At 51.2% G+C, this 21,147-nt stretch carries 20 protein-coding genes; 11 read left to right on the plus strand and 9 right to left on the minus strand.

The features are described 5' to 3' along the window. Positions 1 to 53: 53 nt before the first annotated feature. From ACYVH9_RS10890 to trmD, 3 genes are all read left to right on the plus strand, one after another. Positions 54 to 590: a 30S ribosomal protein S16 gene (locus ACYVH9_RS10890; protein ID WP_460636342.1), complete on the plus strand. Its 537-nt coding sequence runs from the start codon at positions 54 to 56 to the stop codon at positions 588 to 590. 123 nt (positions 591 to 713) lie between these two features. After that, the gene (rimM, locus tag ACYVH9_RS10895) at positions 714 to 1,304 is read left to right on the plus strand and encodes a ribosome maturation factor RimM (protein ID WP_460636343.1); all 591 of its coding nucleotides are present in this window, start codon (positions 714 to 716) and stop codon (positions 1,302 to 1,304) included. Further along, positions 1,294 to 1,968 carry a tRNA (guanosine(37)-N1)-methyltransferase TrmD gene (gene trmD / locus ACYVH9_RS10900; protein WP_460636344.1) on the plus strand — a complete coding sequence of 225 codons (675 nt, stop codon included), beginning with the start codon at positions 1,294 to 1,296 and terminating at the stop codon, positions 1,966 to 1,968. Before rimM ends, trmD begins: the two co-directional genes overlap by 11 nt. A 15-nt stretch (positions 1,969 to 1,983) precedes the next feature. Here trmD and ACYVH9_RS10905 read toward each other — a convergent pair whose 3' ends face one another. From ACYVH9_RS10905 to ACYVH9_RS10915, 3 genes are all read right to left on the minus strand, one after another. After that, positions 1,984 to 4,176, minus strand: a complete 2,193-nt coding sequence (locus ACYVH9_RS10905; protein ID WP_460636345.1) for a transglycosylase domain-containing protein — start codon at positions 4,174 to 4,176, stop codon at positions 1,984 to 1,986. A gap of 63 nt (positions 4,177 to 4,239) precedes the next feature. After that, positions 4,240 to 4,689, minus strand: a complete 450-nt coding sequence (locus ACYVH9_RS10910; RefSeq protein WP_460636346.1) for a GNAT family N-acetyltransferase — start codon at positions 4,687 to 4,689, stop codon at positions 4,240 to 4,242. 116 nt (positions 4,690 to 4,805) lie between these two features. Continuing rightward, positions 4,806 to 5,867 carry an RluA family pseudouridine synthase gene (locus tag ACYVH9_RS10915; protein WP_460636347.1) on the minus strand — a complete coding sequence of 354 codons (1,062 nt, stop codon included), beginning with the start codon at positions 5,865 to 5,867 and terminating at the stop codon, positions 4,806 to 4,808. Positions 5,868 to 5,989: 122 nt separating this feature from the next. On the opposite strand from ACYVH9_RS10915, the gene ACYVH9_RS10920 reads away from it, so the two are divergent. The 5 genes from ACYVH9_RS10920 to ACYVH9_RS10940 all read left to right on the plus strand — a co-directional run bounded on the left by ACYVH9_RS10920 (position 5,990) and on the right by ACYVH9_RS10940 (position 10,085). Then, on the plus strand, positions 5,990 to 6,424 hold the full coding sequence (locus tag ACYVH9_RS10920; RefSeq protein ID WP_460636348.1) for a hypothetical protein: 435 nt from the start codon (positions 5,990 to 5,992) through the stop codon (positions 6,422 to 6,424). A 7-nt stretch (positions 6,425 to 6,431) separates the two neighbouring features. Continuing rightward, positions 6,432 to 7,313, plus strand: a complete 882-nt coding sequence (locus tag ACYVH9_RS10925) for a 1-aminocyclopropane-1-carboxylate deaminase/D-cysteine desulfhydrase (RefSeq protein WP_460636349.1) — start codon at positions 6,432 to 6,434, stop codon at positions 7,311 to 7,313. A gap of 83 nt (positions 7,314 to 7,396) precedes the next feature. Further along, positions 7,397 to 8,161, plus strand: coding sequence for a methionyl-tRNA formyltransferase (locus ACYVH9_RS10930; protein ID WP_460636350.1), 765 nt, complete (start codon positions 7,397 to 7,399; stop codon positions 8,159 to 8,161). Then, positions 8,161 to 9,021 (plus strand): polysaccharide deacetylase family protein, encoded by an 861-nt coding sequence (locus ACYVH9_RS10935; RefSeq protein ID WP_460636351.1) that lies wholly within the window; start codon positions 8,161 to 8,163, stop codon positions 9,019 to 9,021. Before ACYVH9_RS10930 ends, ACYVH9_RS10935 begins: the two co-directional genes overlap by 1 nt. 71 nt (positions 9,022 to 9,092) lie before the next feature. Then, positions 9,093 to 10,085: an aldo/keto reductase gene (locus tag ACYVH9_RS10940; RefSeq protein ID WP_460636352.1), complete on the plus strand. Its 993-nt coding sequence runs from the start codon at positions 9,093 to 9,095 to the stop codon at positions 10,083 to 10,085. A gap of 68 nt (positions 10,086 to 10,153) precedes the next feature. Here ACYVH9_RS10940 and ACYVH9_RS10945 read toward each other — a convergent pair whose 3' ends face one another. The 3 genes from ACYVH9_RS10945 to ACYVH9_RS10955 are packed head-to-tail and all read right to left on the minus strand — an operon-like array spanning position 10,154 to position 15,691. Further along, positions 10,154 to 11,005 carry a ThuA domain-containing protein gene (locus ACYVH9_RS10945; RefSeq protein WP_460636353.1) on the minus strand — a complete coding sequence of 284 codons (852 nt, stop codon included), beginning with the start codon at positions 11,003 to 11,005 and terminating at the stop codon, positions 10,154 to 10,156. A gap of 17 nt (positions 11,006 to 11,022) precedes the next feature. Then, positions 11,023 to 14,052, minus strand: a complete 3,030-nt coding sequence (locus ACYVH9_RS10950) for a PAS domain-containing protein (protein ID WP_460636354.1) — start codon at positions 14,050 to 14,052, stop codon at positions 11,023 to 11,025. A gap of 58 nt (positions 14,053 to 14,110) precedes the next feature. Continuing rightward, positions 14,111 to 15,691, minus strand: coding sequence for a serine hydrolase domain-containing protein (locus ACYVH9_RS10955; protein ID WP_460636355.1), 1,581 nt, complete (start codon positions 15,689 to 15,691; stop codon positions 14,111 to 14,113). Positions 15,692 to 15,790: 99 nt separating this feature from the next. Between ACYVH9_RS10955 and ACYVH9_RS10960 the strand changes: the two genes are divergently transcribed. Then, entirely contained in the window at positions 15,791 to 17,989 is a 2,199-nt protein-coding gene (locus ACYVH9_RS10960) for a B12-binding domain-containing radical SAM protein (RefSeq protein WP_460636468.1), read from the plus strand. A 1-nt stretch (position 17,990) separates the two neighbouring features. On the opposite strand, the gene ACYVH9_RS10965 is transcribed toward ACYVH9_RS10960, so the two are convergent. Further along, positions 17,991 to 18,128, minus strand: a complete 138-nt coding sequence (locus tag ACYVH9_RS10965) for a hypothetical protein (protein ID WP_460636356.1) — start codon at positions 18,126 to 18,128, stop codon at positions 17,991 to 17,993. Positions 18,129 to 18,231: 103 nt separating this feature from the next. Between ACYVH9_RS10965 and ACYVH9_RS10970 the strand changes: the two genes are divergently transcribed. Both ACYVH9_RS10970 and ACYVH9_RS10975 read left to right on the plus strand, forming a co-directional pair. Beyond that, complete coding sequence (locus tag ACYVH9_RS10970) at positions 18,232 to 18,450, plus strand: VF530 family protein (protein WP_460636357.1); 219 nt, start codon at positions 18,232 to 18,234, stop codon at positions 18,448 to 18,450. Positions 18,451 to 18,531: 81 nt separating this feature from the next. Next, complete coding sequence (locus ACYVH9_RS10975) at positions 18,532 to 19,455, plus strand: family 43 glycosylhydrolase (protein ID WP_460636358.1); 924 nt, start codon at positions 18,532 to 18,534, stop codon at positions 19,453 to 19,455. A 77-nt stretch (positions 19,456 to 19,532) separates the two neighbouring features. On the opposite strand, the gene ACYVH9_RS10980 is transcribed toward ACYVH9_RS10975, so the two are convergent. Both ACYVH9_RS10980 and ACYVH9_RS10985 read right to left on the minus strand, forming a co-directional pair. Further along, a complete protein-coding gene (locus ACYVH9_RS10980; protein WP_460636359.1) occupies positions 19,533 to 20,099 on the minus strand; it encodes a hypothetical protein in 567 nt (188 codons plus the stop codon). Between the two features lie 298 nt (positions 20,100 to 20,397). Then, on the minus strand, positions 20,398 to 21,072 hold the full coding sequence (locus ACYVH9_RS10985) for a hypothetical protein (protein WP_460636360.1): 675 nt from the start codon (positions 21,070 to 21,072) through the stop codon (positions 20,398 to 20,400). Between the last annotated feature and the right edge of the window lie 75 nt (positions 21,073 to 21,147).

The raw sequence follows: 21,147 nt of genomic DNA on the forward strand, positions 1-21,147 counted from the left end.
CGGTAGTTCGATCAAAACGAAAGCCGCTTCTTTAAGACTAACAAACCAATAAAATGGCAGTTAAAATCCGTTTATCGCGTCGGGGACGCAAAAAACTGGCTATTTACGATATCGTAATAGCCGATGCCAGAGCACCACGGGATGGTCGCTTTATTGAAAAAATCGGTTCGTATAACCCAAACACCGATCCGTCAACGGTTTCGCTGAAAAGCGACCGGGCTGTTGACTGGTTGTTGAAAGGAGCTCAACCAACCGATACTGCTCGTTCGATTTTGTCGCATGAAGGTGTTATGTTGAAAAAACACCTGCAAGTTGGCGTCATCAAAGGAGCTATTACCCAAGAACAGGCTGATACTAAATTCGAAGACTGGAAACAGGGTAAAGAAGGCCGTAAGCAAGGCGCTGCCGATGTTAAATCACAACAGAAAGCCGATGATAAAAAGGCTCGTCTGGAAGCTGAGAAGAAAGTGAATGACGCACGTGCTGAGGCCATTGCAAAGAAAAATGTAGTTGCCGAACCCGTAGCCGAAGCACCGGCTGAAGAAGCCGCTGAGGCACCGGCTGCTGAAGAAGAAGCAGCACAGGAGTAATCCTTCTAAACGAATTGAATGGGCAACTGACAGAAATCTGTTTCTTGAAATGGATTTTTGTCAGTTGTTCTTTTATACAGACCTGTCCCGACTAATCAATCGGGATGAAAAATAGGCAGAATCGTGACTAAAGACGATTGTTTTCAACTAGGCAAAATTACCAAAACGCACGGGGTTCGGGGAGAATTGGTTTTCTTTCTGGATGTGGACATGCCTGAACTGTACTCCGGAATGGACTCAGTTCTGATTGAAGTAAAGGGTGATTTGGTTCCGTATTTTATTGAGTCGATTTCGATCAACCGCAACCGGGGAATTGTAGCACTGGAAGGCGTAGAAACGATTGAGGAAGCCCAAAAGCTCATTAACTGCGACCTGTATCTGCCCCTCGACAACCTGGATGAACTGGAAGAAGGCCAGTTTTACTTTCACGAAATTGTTGGATTTCGCGTGCACGACGAGACACTGGGTGAATTAGGAACCGTTCGAACGGTTTATAACGTGGCTCCGCAGAATCTGATTTCAATGGATTATCAAGGTAAGGAAGTGCTGATTCCGGTGAATGATGAATTGACTCCTTCGGCGGATAAAGAAAAGAAGATTCTACATGTTCGGCTGCCGGAAGGGCTGGTTGATATTTACCTGAATGAACCTTCGGCCCGGGACAAACAGAGCAAAGAAGAAGCTGACGAAGAGGACGCACTCGATGAGGATTGATATTTTAACTTGTCTGCCCCGCTTGCTGGACAGCTTTTTTGCCCATTCTATTCTGCAACGTGCGCAGCAGGGCGGTTTTGTGGAGGTCGTCGTACACGATTTGCGGGAGTATTCCCTTGATAAACACCGCCGGGTAGACGATTATGCGTTTGGGGGAGGAGCAGGCATGGTGATGTCCATTGAGCCTATTGCTCGTTGTATTCGGGCGCTACAGGCGGATCGGCAGTACGATGAGGTCATTTACGTAACGCCGGATGGCGAGCGGTTTGAACAACGTACCGCCAACCGACTGTCGTTGACTCAGAACCTCATCATTCTGTGTGGCCATTACAAGGGCGTTGACGAGCGGGTTCGCGAGCTTTTTGTCACTAAAGAGATCAGCGTAGGTGATTATGTGTTGTCGGGGGGCGAACTCCCCGCAGCCCTGATTTCTGATGCCATCATTCGGTTGTTACCGGGCGTTTTGAACGATGAAACATCGGCCCTGACGGATTCGTTTCAGGACGACTTGTTGGCTCCTCCGGTGTATACCCGGCCCGCCGACTTTGAAGGCCATGCCGTGCCCGACATCTTGCTGTCGGGACACGAGGCCAAAATTAATGAATGGCGTTTTGAAAAAGCCCTGGAACGGACCCGGCAACGGCGACCGGATTTGCTGTCCTAAGGGGTTGAGACCAGGCTAGGACGACGAGTTATTGTCTTGCTGTTCGCGTTCCCGGCGTCGCTGTTCGCGCCGTTCGCGCCGTAACTGCCGCCGTGTTTTGGGAACTGAATCCTGCTGAATGGTCTGGTTTCGGCTATCTTCCTGTACGGGTGTCACTACTTCCGGTTCGGTACGCTCCCGGCCAAAAACCCGGCGGAAAAAGTCATTGATGCCGTTCGCTCCTTCCTCGGTTTGCTCATCCGGTATCATCAGGGAATCGATTTCGACAGAATCGGCGGGGGCTACTTCCTGCCGTAATCCTTCGCGCAGCCGCACGCCATAAAAACCATAGGCGGTGGTATCATACGGCGTCAGGCCACGGGAGGCCATAATCCGGCCAATGAGCCTGAAATAACCCCGCACGTACGTTTTGACGGAGCCATCCGGATAAAAGCGACTGAGTGTTGCTTTAGGGGATGGAACGACGTACGAGAGCAGAATGCTTTCTCCAATGCTCAGGTTGGAAGGGCTTTTGGCAAAATAATACCGTGATGCTTCGCCAATACCGTAGATGTTGCGGCCCCATTCAATAAAGTTGAGGTAAATCTCGTACATCCGCTCTTTGCTGATAATTCGCTGGTTCTCGATTAGCCAGACAATCAGGATTTCTTCCACCTTGCGGGAGATCGTCTTATTCCGATTCAGAAAGGCATTCTTAACGAACTGCATGGAAATGGTACTGGCTCCCCGTTTGAATTTCTTCGTTTTGAAGTTGGTCGCAATAGAGAGCCGGAATGCCTTTTCGTTAAAACCCTTGTGGGTGAAAAAGTTGTAATCTTCTGCCGTTAGAACGGCATTGCGCAGGTTGGGCGAAATCTGGTTTAAAGGGGTGAAGTCCGGATTGGCTGGGCCGACAATGAACTTACGAACTAGTTTATCCTTTTCGTAGACCTCGTGTTCGAAAGGCTGATTAACCCGACTGAAATCTTCCTTTCCAAATTTCAGAATTTTAAACTGATCGGGCGTCAGGCCCGAGTAAAACTCCACAGAATCCGGAAGCGAGCTGTCCAGGTGCAAAACCGCATCGTATTTCAGCTTGCCAGATACCTTCATGCCCTCCAGCGATTCAAAAAGTCCCTGAGGAAACGAATCAAATACATCCTGGGCTTCGAGCGGATCGGTATGCAGTTGGACATCGTAGATTTTAACGGGCGAAACCGTGTACTTGATGAATGGACGCGCTTTGGCTTTTCCCAGGTAAATGGTCGAAGAACTGTCGATCCCGATGTAATTCTCACCGAAAAACAGATTGGCATCCATCGCGGCATTTTTCACCACCACATCGCCCAGAGCAATAGCCGGGTGGTTAATGCGCAAATTCCGAACGGCACCGGTGCCTTCAATTTTAAACTCCCCACCGGAGCTGGCTACGTCCCGCAGTTCGGCCCGCAGGGTGTCAACCTGTAATTTAAGCTTAAACCGTTGTTCGAGGTAGGGGAGCTCCAGCGGCTTTCCATCGGCATACAGCGCTACATTGGCTTCCTGATCAGCAGCGGCCACCGTTCCGGCCAGGTGCCAGACCGATTCGCCATCGTTGACCCGAATGGTCGACGTCAATTCTTCATCGTCAATGGTAGCGGTTTCGGTTAAAAACCGAATTTGCCGGTCGTCGTCCGTCAAACGAAGTTCCAGATTCTGGATGTCCATATTATCCGGAATTTTGGACAGCAGGTTGTCAACCAGGTTTTCGGCTACCACGGCCAGATCAATGCGCCGGGAACTGATTTCCGGCGCAGACGTTGCAGCTACGGACGAATCTTTCTTTTGTGATTTGGAGAGGAAATCAACATTGGTGGTGCTATCGCGTCGGACGACGTGGGCGAGGCCATTTTGCAGCGTGAGTGACGAAACCGCAACCCGTCCAACAAGTAAAGGCCAGATGCTGACGCCCACTTCGGTTTTTTCAATCCGCAACAGACTATCCCGGTCCTGGGGAACAACCGCGACATCAGAAAATGCAACGGTCGATAAACCGGTGAACTGCGCTTTGCCAATAGTGATATTCAGATCATAATCTCGCTTGGCTTTTCGGATGGCTTTTTCGAGCCCTTCCTTCAACAATACTTCGCGTTTCGTATAAGCGATTCCGGCGCCAATTCCGCCCAGAACCAGGATTCCCAGCAGTACCCAACCTGATATAATCAGGACTTTTTTCTTGTTAATTTGCATTGTATGCGAATAAAGTGGCGCGTATGCGGTACGGCACTTTTAAGGTATGGTGCGAATTTACGGCTATTTGTCAAAATCCAGGTGGCAATTCCACCATCCGGTATCAAATCGGGTACCGAACTGCTTATAAAAATTGATGGCGGGTTCGTTCCAATCCAGTACCTGCCACATCATTCCTGTGCAATTCGATTGGTGAGCTTCGGCAATGGTGGCTTCAAACAATGCCTTGCCCAGGCCCTGACCCCGGTGGGCTTCGTTCACGATGATGTCTTCGAGGTACAATCGCTTGCCTTTCCAGGTCGAATAACGATAGTAGTATAACGACATTGCCACGATCTTGTTTTTAACTTCGGCCACCAGGACGCTGAAAAGCGGATTTTCGCCAAATCCGTCGATCAGCATCTGTTCGGGTGTGTTCGTAACCTCGTGGGGAGCCTTTTCATACAAAGCCAGTTCCTGAACCAGCGCAAACAACTGCGGAACATCGGCGGAGGTGCCTTTACGGATCGTCATTCGTACTTAATAGTTTGTCTGTGGTTTATCGTTTTTAATATACGGTTTACAGTACCTTATTAGACTGGGGAAATAGCGTGGCCAGCTATCGAAGACAGAAAACCGTGTATCTTTTATTATTGTCGGTTTTCGAGGTATTTTTCCCATTTTTCCAGGGCCGACCGGAAATCGTCGGGCAGCTGGGAATCAAACTGCAGCCACTGGCGGGTGCGCGGATGTTCGAACCCCAGCGACTTGGCATGCAGGGCTTGCCGGGGTATCAGGGCAAAACAGTTTTGTACGAATGATTTGTAGGAACCGTTGATATTGCCGCGCAAAATACGGTCCCCGCCATACGTAGCATCGTTAAAAAGAGGGTGCCCCAAGTATTGCATATGGGCCCGGATCTGGTGCGTCCGACCGGTTTCCAGCTTGCATTCCACAAGGGAAACGTAGTGCAGTGGTTTCAGAACTTTATAGTGCGTAACGGCGTGTTTACCCTGGCTGCCATCGGGAAAAACCGCCTGCACTTTACGGTCGCGGGGGCTACGACCAATGTGGCCCCGGATGGTTCCTTCCGATTCTTTGGGTTCTCCCCAGACCAGCGCGTGGTAGGTTCGCTCAATGGTATGTTCGAAAAACTGCCGCGCCAGGTGCGTCATTGCAAATTCCGTTTTGGCAATCACCATCAGACCGGACGTATCTTTGTCGATCCGATGAACCAAACCGGGCCGAATGGCCCCGTTGCGCGAAGTAGGCAGGTTTTGAAAGTGGTAGACGAGCGCATTGACGAGGGTACCGTTCCAGTTGCTGTAGGCGGGGTGGACCACCATACCGGCCGGTTTGTTCAGCACCAGCAATTCATCATCTTCGTAAACAATGGTGAGCGGAATGTTTTCCGGCAGGAGATCGGTTTCGCGGGGAGGATGCGGTAGCGAAACCGTGACCAGATCCCGGGGTTTAATTTTATAACTCGCCTTGATCACGTTGCCGTTGACTTTGACAGATTCCGTGTCGATGGCGTTCTGAATTTTCGTGCGGGTCGCATTGGGCAGGCGCTCGGTCAGGAAGCGGTCTAGCCGCATCAAATTCTGGCCGGGGTCCACCACAATTCGGTAATGTTCGTAAAGTTCTTCTTCGTCCGGATCAGTCAGGATTGGCTCTTCATACGGCTGGCCGGGGGTATCAGCTGGTAACATCTTACAAAAATACCAAGAATCACACGTTTTAGCGAACGGTCGCTGGTTTTTGTTAAAATATCCGCTATCCTTTTTACTTTTGTAAGTGCGTAAGGACCATTGCGCTCCACAACCTGAAAACAATGAACCATTCTGTCCCATTTAACATGTGGCCAGGGAGAACTTTGATCCTGGCTTTGCCCATCCTACTAGCCATTCTGTGCAGCTGTGAACCCGAACGAGTGTTGCCGAAACCACTGATCGTCGACGGAGTCTATACCGTTAAAGAGGCTAACCAGGCGCAGAATTATTTGTTGACGTTGAAGAAAAAGGAGAACCAGACCAATCGGGTTACCGTCGAAAACCTGGCTAACCTCATCAAAAATCCACTGGAGGCTACGGTTTCGGGCAATAAACTGATCATTTACGAGCAGCCTTTTGTTAATTACCTGGGCGATCAATACACGATCACGGGCGAAGGGGAAGTGTACGAAAACACCTTGCGATTGCGCTACACCATTAAAGGCTATAACGGCTATAACGGATCGGTTTTAGCCCAGAAACAGGCCGACGAGTAGGTTTATTTTGGAGGGTTTACTTCGTAACACGGGGCCATCCCGCCTGCAATTCCTGCCCGATCCTTTTCCGGAACCGGTTCCCATTCGGTTGTTTCTGAAGCGGGATGACGAGTTGCATCCGTTAGTTTCCGGCAATAAATGGCGTAAACTCACCTACAATCTGGCCGAGGCCCGGCGGCTGGGCTATCACACCCTGCTGACCTACGGTGGGGCTTACTCCAACCATATTTACGCCGTTGCCGCGGCCGGGCGCGAGTGTAGGTTTGCCACCGTCGGCATTATCCGGGGTGAAGATCACCGCCAGCGTGATTCGCCCACACTGGCTTTTGCCCGGGAGCAGGGTATGCGGCTTCACTTTATTACACGCCACCAATACCGCCATACCGCCGATCCTGCCTTTCAATCTGATCTCCGGCAGCAGTTTGGGGATTTTTACGAACTCCCGGAAGGGGGCACCAACGAACTGGCAGTGTGGGGAACGGCCGAAATTATTCCCGAACTACTGCGTCAGGCCGAGCGCCCGCCCGATTACGTCTGTTGTCCGGTTGGAACAGGGGGAACCCTGGCGGGGTTGATACGCTCAGTTCCTGCTGGGGTAAACGTTTTAGGCTTCTCGGCCTTAAAAGGCTATGGTTCGGAGCATCCGACGGGAAGCCTGGTTGTCACCGACTATCATTTTGGCGGTTATGCCAAAACCTCTCCCGACTTGCTGGCCTTCATCCGTGCTTTTGAGCATCGAACGGGCGTTCGTCTGGAACAGGTTTATACCGGCAAAATGCTTTACGGAATTTATGACCTGGCCCGAAACGGTTTTTTTGGACCGGATGCCGATGTGGTGGCCATTCATACCGGCGGATTGCAGGGGCGGAGTCCGGTTTTGGATTCGTAGATTCCGTTGCGCAATCGGAAAACGATAAACTGTCATTCGAATACCGTAAAATTTAGTAATATTGGCCCGTAAGCACAATCAACATGAGAATTATCTTTATTACGCAGGACGAGCCTTTTTATCTGGCAAAAAATCTGGATTATTTGCTAAAAAAGATGCCGCCCTACGCCAAAGTGGTCGGAACTGTAGTGGCCGACGTGTCGCCGTTCGGTAAGAAAGAAACGATGACCGAGAAGGCCAAGAAGACGTACGACATATTCGGTTTGCCCTTTTTCATGCGTTACGGACTGAAGTTCGTAACCTCTAAAATGAGCAAAGAAAACAGTGTGAAATACGTACTGGATAAGTACCAGATTCCACTGATTCAGCTGGAAAACAACATCAATAAGCCGGATAGTTTGGAGAAAATTCGTTCCTACAAACCTGATTTGCTAATCTCCATCCTCGGCAATCAGATTTTCAAGCGTCCGTTGCTGGATCTGGCTCCGCAGGGGTGCATTAATCTGCATACGGCATTATTGCCAAAATACCGCGGCTTAATGCCTTCCTTCTGGGTAATGCGCTACAATGAGAAATATACGGGGGTATCGGTATTTTTTGTGGATGAAGGCATCGATAGTGGCCCGATTCTGGTGCAGAAAAAAGTGGAAATTGGCAACCGCTCCCAGGCCGAACTGATTGAATACACCAAGCAGATCGGGATGGATTGCATCATTGAATCCATCGAGAAAATCCACGAAGGTAATTACAAACTGATTGAAAATGATGCATCGCAGATGACGTATTACTCATTTCCCACGCGCGAGGATGTAAAAGCATTTCTAGCCGCCGGAAAGCGCTTTTATTAATGAATATTCTGACATTTGATATTGAAGAGTGGTTTCACCTGCTTGACAATCCCTCCACCCGAAACGAACAGGATTGGGGAAAGTTCGAATCCCGGATTCATCACAACATGGACCGGATTTTCCGGCTGCTGGACGATACCAATACCCGGGCCACGTTTTTCTGCCTGGGTTGGGTGGCCCGCAAATATCCGGACGTGATTCGCCGGATTGACGAGGCTGGGTATGAGGTCGGAACGCACTCCGACCTGCATCAACTGGTGTATGAGCAGTCACCGGCGGAATACCGCGCGGATCTGGAACGGTCCATCAAGTCGTTGCAGGATGTTACCGGAAAAAAGGTGCGGTCGTACCGCGCGCCCGGATTTTCGGTCAAAGAACAAAACCGCTGGGTGTTTCCGCTGTTGCTGGAGTTGGGGGTCGAGATCGACTGTTCGATGTTTCCGGCCCGCCGGGCCCACGGGGGCGATTCGTCGTTTGGCATTGCCCAACCGTGTTACATCGACGTGAACGGTGCCTTGTTGAAAGAATTTCCAATCAATACCGTTGGGGTGCTGGGCAAAGACCTCATCTTTTCCGGGGGGGGGTATTTTCGCCTGTTTCCGTTATCGGTTTTGCGGTATTTTATGCGCCAGTCGCCCTACGTGATGACGTATTTTCACCCCCGCGATTTCGATCCACAACAACCAATGGTGCCCGGTCTGAGTCGGACACGCCAATTCAAATCGTATTACGGGCTGGCGGGCTGTTGGGGAAAATTGCAGCAACTATTGCAGGAATACGAATTCATTGACCTGGCCGAAGCCGACCGGCGCGTGAACTGGGCGGATAGCCGCACACAGCGATTTGTCGTGAAAACCTGAAGGGAGTAGAAAGTACAGCATCAGAGGCCGACCGAAAAGAGTTGATTACGTATTATAAATAGATTGACGGAATGGACTATCGAAAATTAGGGGAGACGGATGTTACGGTTTCGGCGATTACGTTCGGAGCCTGGGCCGCTGGTGGCTGGATGTGGGGTGGAACGGAGCGCAAAGATGCCGTGGAAGCCATTCGGGCCTCCTACGACCTGGGCGTCACCTCCATTGATACGGCTCCGGTATACGGTCAGGGAACGAGCGAAGAGATTGTCGGCGAGGCCATTAAGGGTATTGCGCGCGACAAGGTGCAGATTCTGACCAAATACGGAATGCGCTGGGATTTGGCGAAAGGTACGCTGGCGTTTCATACCCAGAATAATGACGGAAACCCCATCGATGTTTATAAGTACGCAGGAAAGGAGAGCGTTATCAAAGAATGCGAAGATAGCCTCAAACGGTTGGGAACGGATTATATTGATTTGCTCCAGATTCACTGGCCGGACGTAACAACGCCGATTGCGGAGACGATGGAGGCCGTGAGCCGGCTGATTGAGCAGGGAAAAGTACGGGCCGCCGGAGTTTCGAATTACAGCCTGGAGCAAATGAAAGAGGCTGAACAAACGCTGAAACTGGCTTCGAATCAGGTGTCGTACAGTATGGTGAAGCGCGACATCGAAGCGGAATTGGTGCCCTATTGCCTCGAAAATCACAAGTCAATTCTGGCGTACAGCCCACTGGAACGGGGCTTGCTGGCGGGCAAAATAAAGCCGGGCCATCAGTTTGCGGAAGGGGATCACCGGGTTAATTATAAGTCGTTTAAAGACGGTAATATCGACCGGGTGTGGGCCTTCCTGGAAAAAATAAAACCGGTGGCGGAGCAAAAACAAATCACCCTTAGCCAGTTGGTAATCCGCTGGACGATCGACCAGCCGGCCATAACGGCCGCACTCGTGGGCGCTCGCAACGCCGAACAGGCTGTTCAAAACGCCCGGGCCATCGACGTACAGTTGACGGCGGAGGAAACGGCTTTCATCAACCAGCAACTGGCAACTGTACAGCTGGTCTGACAAGTGCGTTAGAAACCTGACAGGTCGCTCAGACCTGTCAGGTTTGAGAAGTAGTTTAAAACTCCTGGTTACTTCGAAGCACGGCTGCCTTTTCTGTTCCCCAGCCACAATAAACCGTCGATAATGAGTTGATTTTGAATACGGTTTTCGAACGTAAATGAAAGCTCTTTATTGGTTTTATTCTCGTAATCGATGTCGTTGTGCCCCATGTTAATGTAGAGCATGTTGTACTTTTTATTCGTCCAGACAACGGGGTAATAACCGCTGTGCCAGATTTCGTGGGGTTTGGGGCCCGTACCGAGTGGAAAGCTGGCCGGGTCAATTGACAGGAGGATTTTGATGTTCGGATTGGCCGTCAAATCATTGGTCCAGCGGTACCATTCATTGGGTGACGATTGAAATGTGGCGGGCAAGTTTCGGGTGGCCGGATGCTTACGGTCTTCCACCCGCAGGACGGCCGAAGTGGGCCGCCAGGTATTGCTATGATACGAACCGGACCCGATGAATTTATGGTGGTACCAATCCCAGTTCTCAGGGTAAGCCGAAGGCGTGAGAGCGAAAGCCGCAAAGTGAAACCCCATCCAGGCCCCGCCATTTTCCATGTACTGCTGAAAAGCTGCCCGCTGTTCCGGTGCTTCAGGGCGTGTATCCAGAAAAACCACAACCTGATACTGAGCCAGGAAATCGGCATTCAGGTTGGCCCAGTTTGAAGTAGAATCATACGTAAAATTGTATTGAGCGGCTATTTTCGGGAACCACCGATTGGCCTCGTGCACGTAACTGATGTGGGCTCTATCGTTTTGGCCGGTATAAAAAGCAATGACCTTAAAAGAAGGACGGTTTTGCGCCAGTAGGTTCAGAGCAAGCAGAAAAAAAACAGCCAGAAGCAGCAGGGTGCGCGTTTTGGTGAACACAGGCATGGACATTTGACAAGTAACTACACCGGCAGATAAATGGTGAAAGAAGCACCTTGATTGGGAACACTTTCGGCCAAAATCACACCTTGGTGGTTTTCAACAATCTTTTTACATAATGCCAGCCCAATACCGGTTCCACTGTACGATTTCCGTCCGTTTAAGCGGTGAAAAATGGTAAAAATCTGTTCGGCATAATGCTGCTCAAATCCGATACCGTTGTCTTTAAAACGAAGCTTCAGGTATTTCTGGGATGGCAACAGCTGAGGGATTGTTCGCACCCTTTCCGGATCGAGAAATTCGGCAGAAATCTGAATGTGGGGATTTTGCTCGGAAAACTTGAGTGAGTTGCCGATCAGGTTGTAAAATAGTTGATTGAGCTGGAGCGGAATGGCGTTGATAACCGGCAGGTCAGTTTGGGAAATCACGGCCTCTTTTTGTTCGATCAGCAGTTCAAAATCAGTTTTGACATTATTCAGAATCTGGTTGAGGTCGGTGTTGACAAACAGTTCGTCTGTTTTGGAAAGCCTTGAATAATTCAATACGTCCCGAATCAGGGTGGACATGCGTTGGGCGGATGAAGCGATTTTTTGCAGAAGAGGCTCCGTGGTTACATCATGTTGGATGCTGTCCTGCAGTAGTTCGGCAAAGGTTTGGATTTTACGGAGCGGTTCCTGCAAATCATGACTGGCGATATACGCAAATTGCTCCAGCTCATGGTTGGTGCGCATGAGTTCCTGGTTGGTATTTTGAAGTTCCAGCGTTCGTTGTTGCACACGCTTGTCGAGATCTTCCGCAATTTCCTCCAGGTTTTTTCGGGCCTCCATTTGTTGGGTAATGTCCATGGCCGCTCCCAGCAAACGGATCGGTTTTTGTGACTGATCAAATACAACCCGTCCCACTACTCGCACCCATTGCACGGCATGATCAGTTCGGGCCAGGCGAGCCTCGTACATCAGGCGACCGGTTTTAAAGGCTTCCTGGTGCGCCCTGGCCCGGATGGGTTGGTAGTCAGGGGATATTGCATCGCCAAAGTCCTGGTGTTGGTAACGCTGGCCAGCCGGGAATCCAAAAATAGTGGCGAGCCGTTCAGAATGCTGAAAGGCTTTTTTTTCCATATCCCAGTCATACGTACCCATTTCGGCGGCTTCAATGGCCATGCGGGATTGCAGTTCAGCTTCTTTAATCGCCATGCGGGCTTCCACCTTTTCGGTGACATCACTAACGGTAACCATGATGCCCGAAACGCTGTTATCCGTTTCAAATAAAGGAGCGTACTCAAAATCCAGGTAATATGTACTCATCCCAAATCGGGTATTGACTTGGGCAATGGCTTCCTTTTCCCGGTAAGCGATTCCGGTTTTGAGCACGCCCTCCAGCAAGCGGGGGTATTGCTGATTATTTAATTCCGGAAAAACCTCCAGCAGCTTTCGGCCCTGCACCTCGTCGATGGATCTACGCCAGATGTTGCGCAGCAGCGTCTCGTTGGCAATTTCAATGATGTATTCTGGCCCCCGGAAAATCGTCATGGCGATTGGCGACTTCATGACCAGATTTCTGAATTGTCGCTCGCTTTCCTGAATGGCGTGCTTGGACTTCACAAGCTCGGTGATGTCGTTGGCTACCACAATCACTCCGCTCACCGCCTGATTGGATTCCCGAAGAGGTTGGTAAATAAAGTTAAAATAAACAGTTTCGTCCCTGCCGTACCGGTTAAGTGTAACCGGAAACTCATTGCCGACGAAAGGCTTTCCGGTTTGAACGACCCGGGTCAGCAGCTCAAAAATTCCCTGATTTCGGAGTTCTGGTAAGACGTCAAAAATAGACCTGCCAACGGCGGCCTGGGGCGTTTTGCCAATCAGCATGAGGTAGTTATCGTTGACGGCTTCAAACACGAACTCCTCGCCCTGTAGAACCGCAATGCCGACGGGCGCCTGATCAATGATACTGCGAACATGCGCTTCGGCCCTGGCGCGGTTTTCGGCAATCGAGACTTGAGCCTGCTGATCAATCTCGGCCAGGAGTTTGGCGCGATGGAATTCGTTTTCGTGGGCCTCAAGGTTTCCAATGGCTGCCGCAATCTGGCTGCTCGCTACTTCCAGAAAGTGACGGTATTCGGTGTCAAATTCCCGGTGGGGGCTGAGTCCAGCGACCAGAATGCCGACCAGTTTGTCGACTCCGGATTTCTGAACGGGAAGGACCAGGGCACGAGTGGGAAGCTGGTGGCTCAGCGATTGGGTAAGTCTGGCTATTTTTTGAGAAACATCCGGTACCACCGCCGGTTGACGGGTTTGGCTCACGGTTTGTACCAACCAGAAATCATCCGGCCCAGCCGCAGACAAGGAAACGGTTTGGGGAAAGGGCCTGTCGCCCGCTACAATCCCCGAATGATTGATCAGCCGAAGGGTTGATTCATCCGGGTCAACGAGGTAAAACGCCGAAAAAGGAATGTCCTTAAAATTTGCCCCCAATATGTTGATGGCAACCTGACCGATTTGCGGCTTTTTTTTAACCGGTGCAATCGCGCTGTTCAGTTCATTGAGCGTCTGTAGCCGGCGTTGGAGCAACACCTTATCCGTGTCTTCGTGGCAGGCGCAGAACAAACCGCCCACCTGACCGCTTTCGTCAATGATGGGGCTGTAGGAAAAATTGAAGTAGCCTTCTTCCGCAAACTCTTTTCGTTCCAGCAGCAACATTAAATCCTGGCCGTAAATGGATTCCTGCTGGTTGAAGACCCGGGTTTTCATGGGAAGAAGAGTCGATTCCCAGATTTCGGACCAGAGTTCGTTGGCTGGCTTCCCCAGAAAAGCCGGATGCTTATTGCCCATCAACGGTACGTAGGCATCGTTGTGGATGTTGATCAAGTCAGGTCCCCACCAGATGAACATGGGATAGCTGGAGCGCAGAACGATGCTGACGGCGGTTTTTAAGCTCTGGGGCCATTGTTCGGCAGGACCAAGCGCGGTGTTCGACCAGTCACAAGCCCGCATGAGTTGGCCGACCTCTCCGCCACCGGTCAGAAAGCTGGGCGGTGTTCGATCCGCTGTATTCATAAAATTGGCTCCATGCTAGAGAATGTGAGGATAAAATGCCGGAAACTGTTTCGCGGCTTTACCGGCGAACTTCCTTAAAGTCCAGTTGCTGAATCAGGCCCGGATTTTCGGGCGTCAGCGTAAAAAATACCTCAATGCTGGTGTTTTCTCCTTCGATCAGAAAACGACCCCGCAATTGATTGTCGGGCCGTAATTCGCCAATGCGAATGATTTTTCCGGCTTTGGCGTACAACGCTTGCAGGTTTTTTCGCCGGTGCCCGAGTGATTGATCCGGAAAAAAGTTTTCCGCAAAAATAGCAGTTTCCTGCTTCCAGTCGGGGAGGAGTTGAACCAGCTCGCTTTTGCGTTGCGCCAGAATCGGGGAAATCGGTAGGGCCCGTGGTTTCAATCCGGCGGTGGTAACCAAGGTATCCAGTACGGCCCAGTTGACCGGAGTCATGCCCGCGTAGGTTAGGTTACCGTACGCAACCACGCCAATGCCGTATTCGGGCATGATCCACCACTGACTGCCAAAACCGGGCAAACCACCCGTGTGACCGGTATACACGCGCCCTTCGCAATCGCGGCTCCAGCGCAATCCGTAGCCGTAGCCGCCCACCATCGCACAGGCGCGGCCATTGGGGTATTTGAAGTTGCCCACCAGACTTTGAAAGGTCCACGGCTGCTGCATTTCCCGCACCGAACTGCGCTTGATGGGCGGTCCGTCGCTACGGCCAGTTTCCGCGTTGCTGCGGGGGGGCCAGGCCGCCTGGTGAAAAGCCATGTATTTGCTGAAATCTTCAATGGACGTCAGGATACCACCCATGGCACCGTGCGAACCGTCGTGCAGAAGCGGTTCTTCTACCCACTCATTGTCCAGGAATCGATAACCGTGGGCCAGCAGGTCCGCCGGAACTTTGGTGTATTCCCAAACGGTATGCGTCATCCCCAGCGGTTTGAAAATGGCTGCGTCGATGTATTGCTGGTACGGTTTGCCGGAGACTTTAGTAATAATGGCGCCGAGCATGGCAAACGCCAGGTTGCTGTATTCGTAGGTAACGCCTGGTACGTTGGACAGCGAAATACCGCCCGCGATGAGTTGGGTCAGGTCGGCGGGGCTGTCGTCGAGTTGCCGGTCACCCCAGGGGTTGTCTTCGGGAAAACCCGCCGAATGCGTCATCAGGTGACGAACGGTAATGAGCGGAGAATCCGACGTCAGATAGGGCTGCTTTTTAAACTCCGGAATATAAAGCTGCACCGGATCGTCGAGCCGCAGTTTACCTTCGTCGCGCAGCTTCAAAATCGCCATCGTCGTGACGCTCTTGCTCATCGACGCGATGCGAAACAGGGATTGGGATGTGACGGCAGTTTTCTTCGCCACATTGGTATACCCGTAGCCCCCGGAATGGACCAGTTGCCCGTCTACCACCACGCCGAACGCCAGCCCCGGATAGTTATTGTTCTTGGCGTGATCGCGGTACAGTTGTTCGACGGCCGGTAAAACCGCCCTGATTTTCTCCAGTCGTTGCGGATCCGTAAAAACCGGTGCCTGATACGTTGTTGAATAGAAAGTTGGAGTCCGGTCGCTGGCGACGGGTTTAGGCTGACTTTGGGCGATTGATGCCCCAAGCAACGCGTAGAGCAGGAGCTGGTTTTTCATAATTGGATTACGGTTACGCTAAAATAGGGCGCAATTCTGAAAAGAGCTATTTCTGACAAACAAGAAGTACCTTTGCTGGAAACAAAGACCCGGCGATTGTTGGAACCGACCATTCTTTTTATTACTCCACCTTTCACGCAGCTGAATACGCCCTATCCGGCCACGGCTTATCTGAAAGGTTTTCTGAACACCAAAGGGTTTTGTTCGCACCAGGCCGACCTGGGCATTGACGTTATTCTGGCGTTGTTTTCCCGTAAAGGGCTGCGCGAATTATTTGCCGAACTGGATGCTTCCGACAGTGAATTGTCGGAGAATAGTTTCCGGATTTTTTCACTCCGCGATGAGTACATCAGCACCATCGACCCGGTCATCCGCTTTTTACAAAATAAAAATCCGACACTGGCTCACAGCATCTGCGACCGCTCTTATTTGCCGGAAGCTGGGCGTTTTGCCGAGTTGGACGATCTGGAATGGGCGTTCGGCACCATGGGAATTCATGACAAAGCCCGACACCTGGCGACATTGTACCTCGAAGACCTGAGTGACCTGATTACCGAAGCGGTTGATCCGCACTTTGGATTCAGCCGCTACGCCGAACGGCTGGGGCGCTCGGCTACGCAATTTGACGAACTGAACACGGCTCTGCAGGCACCCGATACCCTGATTGCACGAAGCCTGCTAAACGAGCTCGAACGACGGCTTCAGCAGTGGAAACCGGCTGTGGTCTGTCTGACGGTGCCGTTTCCGGGCAATCTGTACGGTGCACTGAAGTGTGGACAGTACCTCAAAAAACACCACCCCAATATTGCCGTGGTGATGGGGGGCGGCTACGCCAATACCGAACTCCGCTCGCTGCAAGAACCACGGGTTTTTGATTACGTTGATTACATCTGTCTGGACGATGGCGAAGCGCCCCTGCTGTCGTTGCTGGATTTTTTGGCCGGAAAGCGCGGTCGCGATGGCCTGAAACGGGTTTATGCCCGTATTGATGGAGTAGTGACGTACCACAACCAGAATCGGGAGCGGGACGTAGCCCAGCGTGATACCGGCACGCCGGATTACCGGGATTTGCGACTGGACGAATACCTGTCTGTCATTGAGCTGGTTAATCCGATGCACCGGCTCTGGAGCGAAGGTCGATGGAACAAGCTGACGCTGGCGCACGGCTGTTACTGGGGCAAGTGCTCGTTTTGCGATATTACGCTCGATTACATCAAGCGGTATGAACCGCTGACAGCGGCCTTGCTCTGTGATCGCATCGAGGAAATTATTGAGCAGACCGGCCAGAACGGTTTTCATTTTGTGGATGAAGCGGCCCCGCCCGCCCTGATGCGTGACCTGGCGCTGGAGATCATTCGCCGGAAGCTGACAGTGACCTGGTGGACCAACATCCGGTTTGAAAAAAACTTTACGCCCGATCTCTGCCAGTTGCTGAAAGCCTCGGGTTGCATTGCGGTTTCGGGTGGGCTGGAGGTGGCTTCGGATCGGTTGCTGGAGCGCATGAAGAAAGGAGTGACGGTGGCGCAGGTGGCCCGTGTGGCCGACGGTTTTACGCAGGCCGGTATCATGGTGCATGCGTATCTGATGTACGGTTTTCCGACGCAGACGGCCCAGGAAACCATCGATTCGCTGGAAATGGTGCGGCAACTGTTCGAAACCGGGGTGGTGCAATCGGGATTCTGGCACCGTTTTGCGATGACGGCCCACAGCCCAGTTGGACTGCATCCGGCGGGGTTTGATGTGATGCGGATTGGCCCCGAAACCGGTTTGTTTGCCGACAATGACCTGGATCACGATGACCCCTTGGGTTGCGACCACGGCCTGTTTGCGGAAGGGCTGCGGAAGTCGCTGTTCAATTACATGCACGGCGTTGGTTTCGAATTTTCGCTCAAAAGCTGGTTCGATTTTCGGACGCCACCGACGACCATTCCACCGAATTACATCGAGAAAAGCATCCGGCAGGTGCCCGATCAGGAATTTCGGCCCAATGCCGTAGTAATCTGGCTGGGAAGTTTGCCAACGGTTTCGGTGCTTGAGGTCCGGAAAGGGAAGAAAGTAAGTGAAGTGACTGAATTGATTTTTTATTCGAAGAAGAGCGAATGGGCGCTGGAAACAAGCGTACCCATGGGCGAGTGGCTGGGAGAAATGATGCCTAAATTGATTATCGGGAAGCACGAACCCTATTCCCTGGGCACCTTCAAAGCGGACTTTGAAGGTGCTGGATTGGGAAGTTTCGGGGCATTTATGCAGTCGGCGGTCTGGCGGAATCTGCGGCAGAACGGACTGTTAATCGTCTAAATCAATAGTCTTTTTTGTTGTCGCGTTTGGCCTGCTTGTCGGCCCGTTTTTCTTTCAGCGTCTTCGCTGCCTCTTTTTTCGTGCTTCCTTTTGTTGGAGCTTTCTGCTGGGCCATGATGGTAAGGAGTATGGTTAGCATGTAAGGTACCGCTAATAAGTAAGGAATAAAAAAAGAATTAAAAGAAAGGCCGCGACAGGTGTGTCATTACCCTGAGCTATACCCGTAATTAAATTTATTGATGATGAATGCCCCCCAGCCCAATAATCCGCTGCACGGAAAAACGCTCGAAAACATCCTGACAGAACTGGTCGACCGGTACGGCTGGGAGCGGCTCGGGCAGCGCATTCCCATCCGCTGTTTTACGTTCGATCCGAGCATCAAATCCAGCCTGACCTTCCTGCGAAAAACGCCCTGGGCGCGCCAGAAAGTAGAAGAATTGTATTTGAAAATGAATGCATAGTACGGCTGTTCGGGCTTTGCTGCCTTGAATAGCATTGTCGCGGATATAAACCGTAGATCAAAAACCTAACCCTAAAAATCTGTGAAAAAAGCACTCCTAACCCTTCTGAGTATCCCCTTTTTCTTTGCCGGAACTGTTTCCGAAAAAAACGTTCCTGATCCCGAGTTTCCGGTTGAGCTCGTTCAGTTCAAGCCATACCCAACTAATCCGGTTTTTGCCGGAACCGGCGCGGCCACCTGGGATCAGAAAATTCGGGAACGGGGATTTATCCTGAAAGAAGGAAGGGCCTGGTATATGTGGTATACGGGGTATCAGAATGGGGCAGACAAGACAAAATACCTCGGCTACGCAACCTCTTCGGACGGCTTAAACTGGAAGCGGTACGAGCAAAATCCGATTCACAAAGCCAATTGGGTAGAAGATATGTCGATCCTGAAAGTCGGCAAAACCTACTACATGTTTGCGGAAGGCAAAGACGATATTGCGCATTTGCTAACGTCGACCGACCGTCTCAACTGGCAGGAGCAGGGCCCCATTGCCATTCACTACGTGGATGGAAAACCGCTCAGTAAAGGGCCGTACGGTACGCCGGCGATCTGGAAAGAGGGCAATACGTGGTATCTGTTTTACGAGCGGAACGATGCCGCCGTCTGGCTGGCTACTTCCAAAGACCTTAAAACCTGGACGAACGTGCAGGACGAGCCGGTTTTGAAATGTGGTCCTGAAAAATACGACCAGTTTGCGGTGGCGGCCAACCAGATCATCCGGCACAAAGGGCGGTATTACATGTATTACCACGCATCGGCGTTTAAGGACTGGCGCGAGTGGTCGACCAATATTGCGGTTTCCAGCGATCTGATTCACTGGAAGAAATACGCGAACAATCCGATTGTGGGCGACAATACCTCCAGCGGAATCGTAGTACCGGATGGGAGCAACTTTCGGTTGTACACCATGCACCCGGAAGTCAAGGTTTTTCTGCCTGCAAATCAGGCTAATAAATAGTGAAAAGTCGGCCAGTAGTTGGTTTTTGAAGTCTGCTGGTCGTTCTGCGTTATAGGGTTAAATGGCCGGAAACGGTCTTATAAAAAGCCGTCGTAGCGCGCTATGGATTCAATGAGTTCGGGTACCGTTAGCTGTCTGCTCCGGGTCGTGGGCAGAATTCGGTTCGCAGCCGGGCCCAGCGCCTTGCGGACTGATTTTTTCGACAGGGTGATCAAACGGGGGGCTTTGCCATCTAACTCAATGAAATAGCGCTCCTGTCGGCTATAGCTTCCTTCGTACGAAACATCCAGGCTATACGGTTCGCGTTTCGTCAGCCGTAATGTATTCTTCAGTTGGGCCAGTACCCTGGATTTGCCCGCGTATAAAACCTGGTAATAGCCCTGCTCGCCTTTGTTGTTTCCGGTTCGGACAAAACGCCGACCTCCAACAACAAAAGCGTCGGGGTGAACCTCGTGTACCAGCGAGTCGCCTGTAAATTGACAAAATACCTGACTGGTGACCAGATTGAACGCTATTTTGCCCGGTATTTTCTGGTTTGTTGCCGTAAGCTCCAGGGCGCCGTCTTCATAGACCGGAAAGGATAAAAAGGGACTTCCTAAATAAACCGTGCGAGATTTTGCCTGACTGCGATCGGGGCGGTTCATAAAAAGTCCCTCTTTTGAAGAAAAGCCTTCACAGATGGTGATCAACTGCCCCTTGCTATCTTTGGTAACGCTGCATTGACCGTAACCGGCAGTGGAAACAAGCGTCAATATCCATAGAAAGATTGATCGGCTGACCATGATTAGAATTGATCAAAGAAGTCGCTGGCGGAATGGATAGCCCCACACCCTGCTGATTGATCCTGCCGCATCCGGCAAGAAAGGTTGACTATGCCGTTCCAAATTAAAACGAAAACGGCGACATAGGAGGAGTGGTGAAGCAATCTTTCGAAGAAGTTGTTTATTCTTTGAAGAAAGCTAACAGCTCGCGGGAACACGTTTGTATATCGCCGGTGCCGCGATACGTTTCAAGCAGGGTTTTAGCCTGCTGATAAAAGGAGTTGTAGCCATCCAGGCAGTGCTCCATTTCGATGTGATGTATTTGCCGGTTGATCTCATGATCCAGGGGTGCATCAGCAGAAATGGCTACTTCCTGTGCGATCAGGCCTGGATGTTGGTCATGCCGAAAAGGGTGACTGCTTTTTTTGCCGAACAGCTGCTCCCAATCGTGTATTTTTTGCTGCTGGTGGGTGCTGAAATTGATCTGTAGTTGGTAGAGTTCTTCATATTGTTCAATGCAGGCAGGCAATGCATAAGCAGAGCCGTCATCAAAATGATGGAACAACTCGTCGAAGGGATCGAAGGGAAATTCACCTTCTTCATCAATCCACTCGTGCATTTCCTGGTGGTATTGAATGGCGTTGGTGGCCATGTCACGGCAATAAAGGTAAATCTGCTGCAAGCGTTCGTACAGGTTTTGTGCCTGCAGACTCGCCTTGAAAATTTGCGTGAACGTTAGCGCATCCAGCTGAGTGGTCTGCCACGGATTGTTAAACGCACACCGTTGGGCCAATGACTGGGTAGCGAGGGCTTCTTTTACCAACGCTCTAATCAGAGCAAGATTAAGAAGATTCATTTGTTGACAATTATCAGGGAGCAAGGAGAATGATCCTACTGAATAAAATTGGTGGTCGTGACACCGCAAACCAAA

The organism is Larkinella harenae, assembly GCF_054780515.1.

Coding starts and splice junctions, on each gene's coding strand:
- ACYVH9_RS10890 (WP_460636342.1), top strand. CDS start 54: ATGGCAGTTAAAATCCGTTTATCGCGTCGGGGACGCAAAAAACTGGCT.
- trmD (WP_460636344.1), top strand. CDS start 1,294: ATGAGGATTGATATTTTAACTTGTCTGCCCCGCTTGCTGGACAGCTTT.
- ACYVH9_RS10905 (WP_460636345.1), bottom strand. CDS start 4,176: ATGCAAATTAACAAGAAAAAAGTCCTGATTATATCAGGTTGGGTACTG.
- ACYVH9_RS10910 (WP_460636346.1), bottom strand. CDS start 4,689: ATGACGATCCGTAAAGGCACCTCCGCCGATGTTCCGCAGTTGTTTGCG.
- ACYVH9_RS10915 (WP_460636347.1), bottom strand. CDS start 5,867: ATGTTACCAGCTGATACCCCCGGCCAGCCGTATGAAGAGCCAATCCTG.
- ACYVH9_RS10920 (WP_460636348.1), top strand. CDS start 5,990: ATGAACCATTCTGTCCCATTTAACATGTGGCCAGGGAGAACTTTGATC.
- ACYVH9_RS10930 (WP_460636350.1), top strand. CDS start 7,397: ATGAGAATTATCTTTATTACGCAGGACGAGCCTTTTTATCTGGCAAAA.
- ACYVH9_RS10935 (WP_460636351.1), top strand. CDS start 8,161: ATGAATATTCTGACATTTGATATTGAAGAGTGGTTTCACCTGCTTGAC.
- ACYVH9_RS10940 (WP_460636352.1), top strand. CDS start 9,093: ATGGACTATCGAAAATTAGGGGAGACGGATGTTACGGTTTCGGCGATT.
- ACYVH9_RS10945 (WP_460636353.1), bottom strand. CDS start 11,005: ATGCCTGTGTTCACCAAAACGCGCACCCTGCTGCTTCTGGCTGTTTTT.
- ACYVH9_RS10950 (WP_460636354.1), bottom strand. CDS start 14,052: ATGAATACAGCGGATCGAACACCGCCCAGCTTTCTGACCGGTGGCGGA.
- ACYVH9_RS10955 (WP_460636355.1), bottom strand. CDS start 15,691: ATGAAAAACCAGCTCCTGCTCTACGCGTTGCTTGGGGCATCAATCGCC.
- ACYVH9_RS10965 (WP_460636356.1), bottom strand. CDS start 18,128: ATGCTAACCATACTCCTTACCATCATGGCCCAGCAGAAAGCTCCAACA.
- ACYVH9_RS10970 (WP_460636357.1), top strand. CDS start 18,232: ATGAATGCCCCCCAGCCCAATAATCCGCTGCACGGAAAAACGCTCGAA.
- ACYVH9_RS10980 (WP_460636359.1), bottom strand. CDS start 20,099: ATGAACCGCCCCGATCGCAGTCAGGCAAAATCTCGCACGGTTTATTTA.
- ACYVH9_RS10985 (WP_460636360.1), bottom strand. CDS start 21,072: ATGAATCTTCTTAATCTTGCTCTGATTAGAGCGTTGGTAAAAGAAGCC.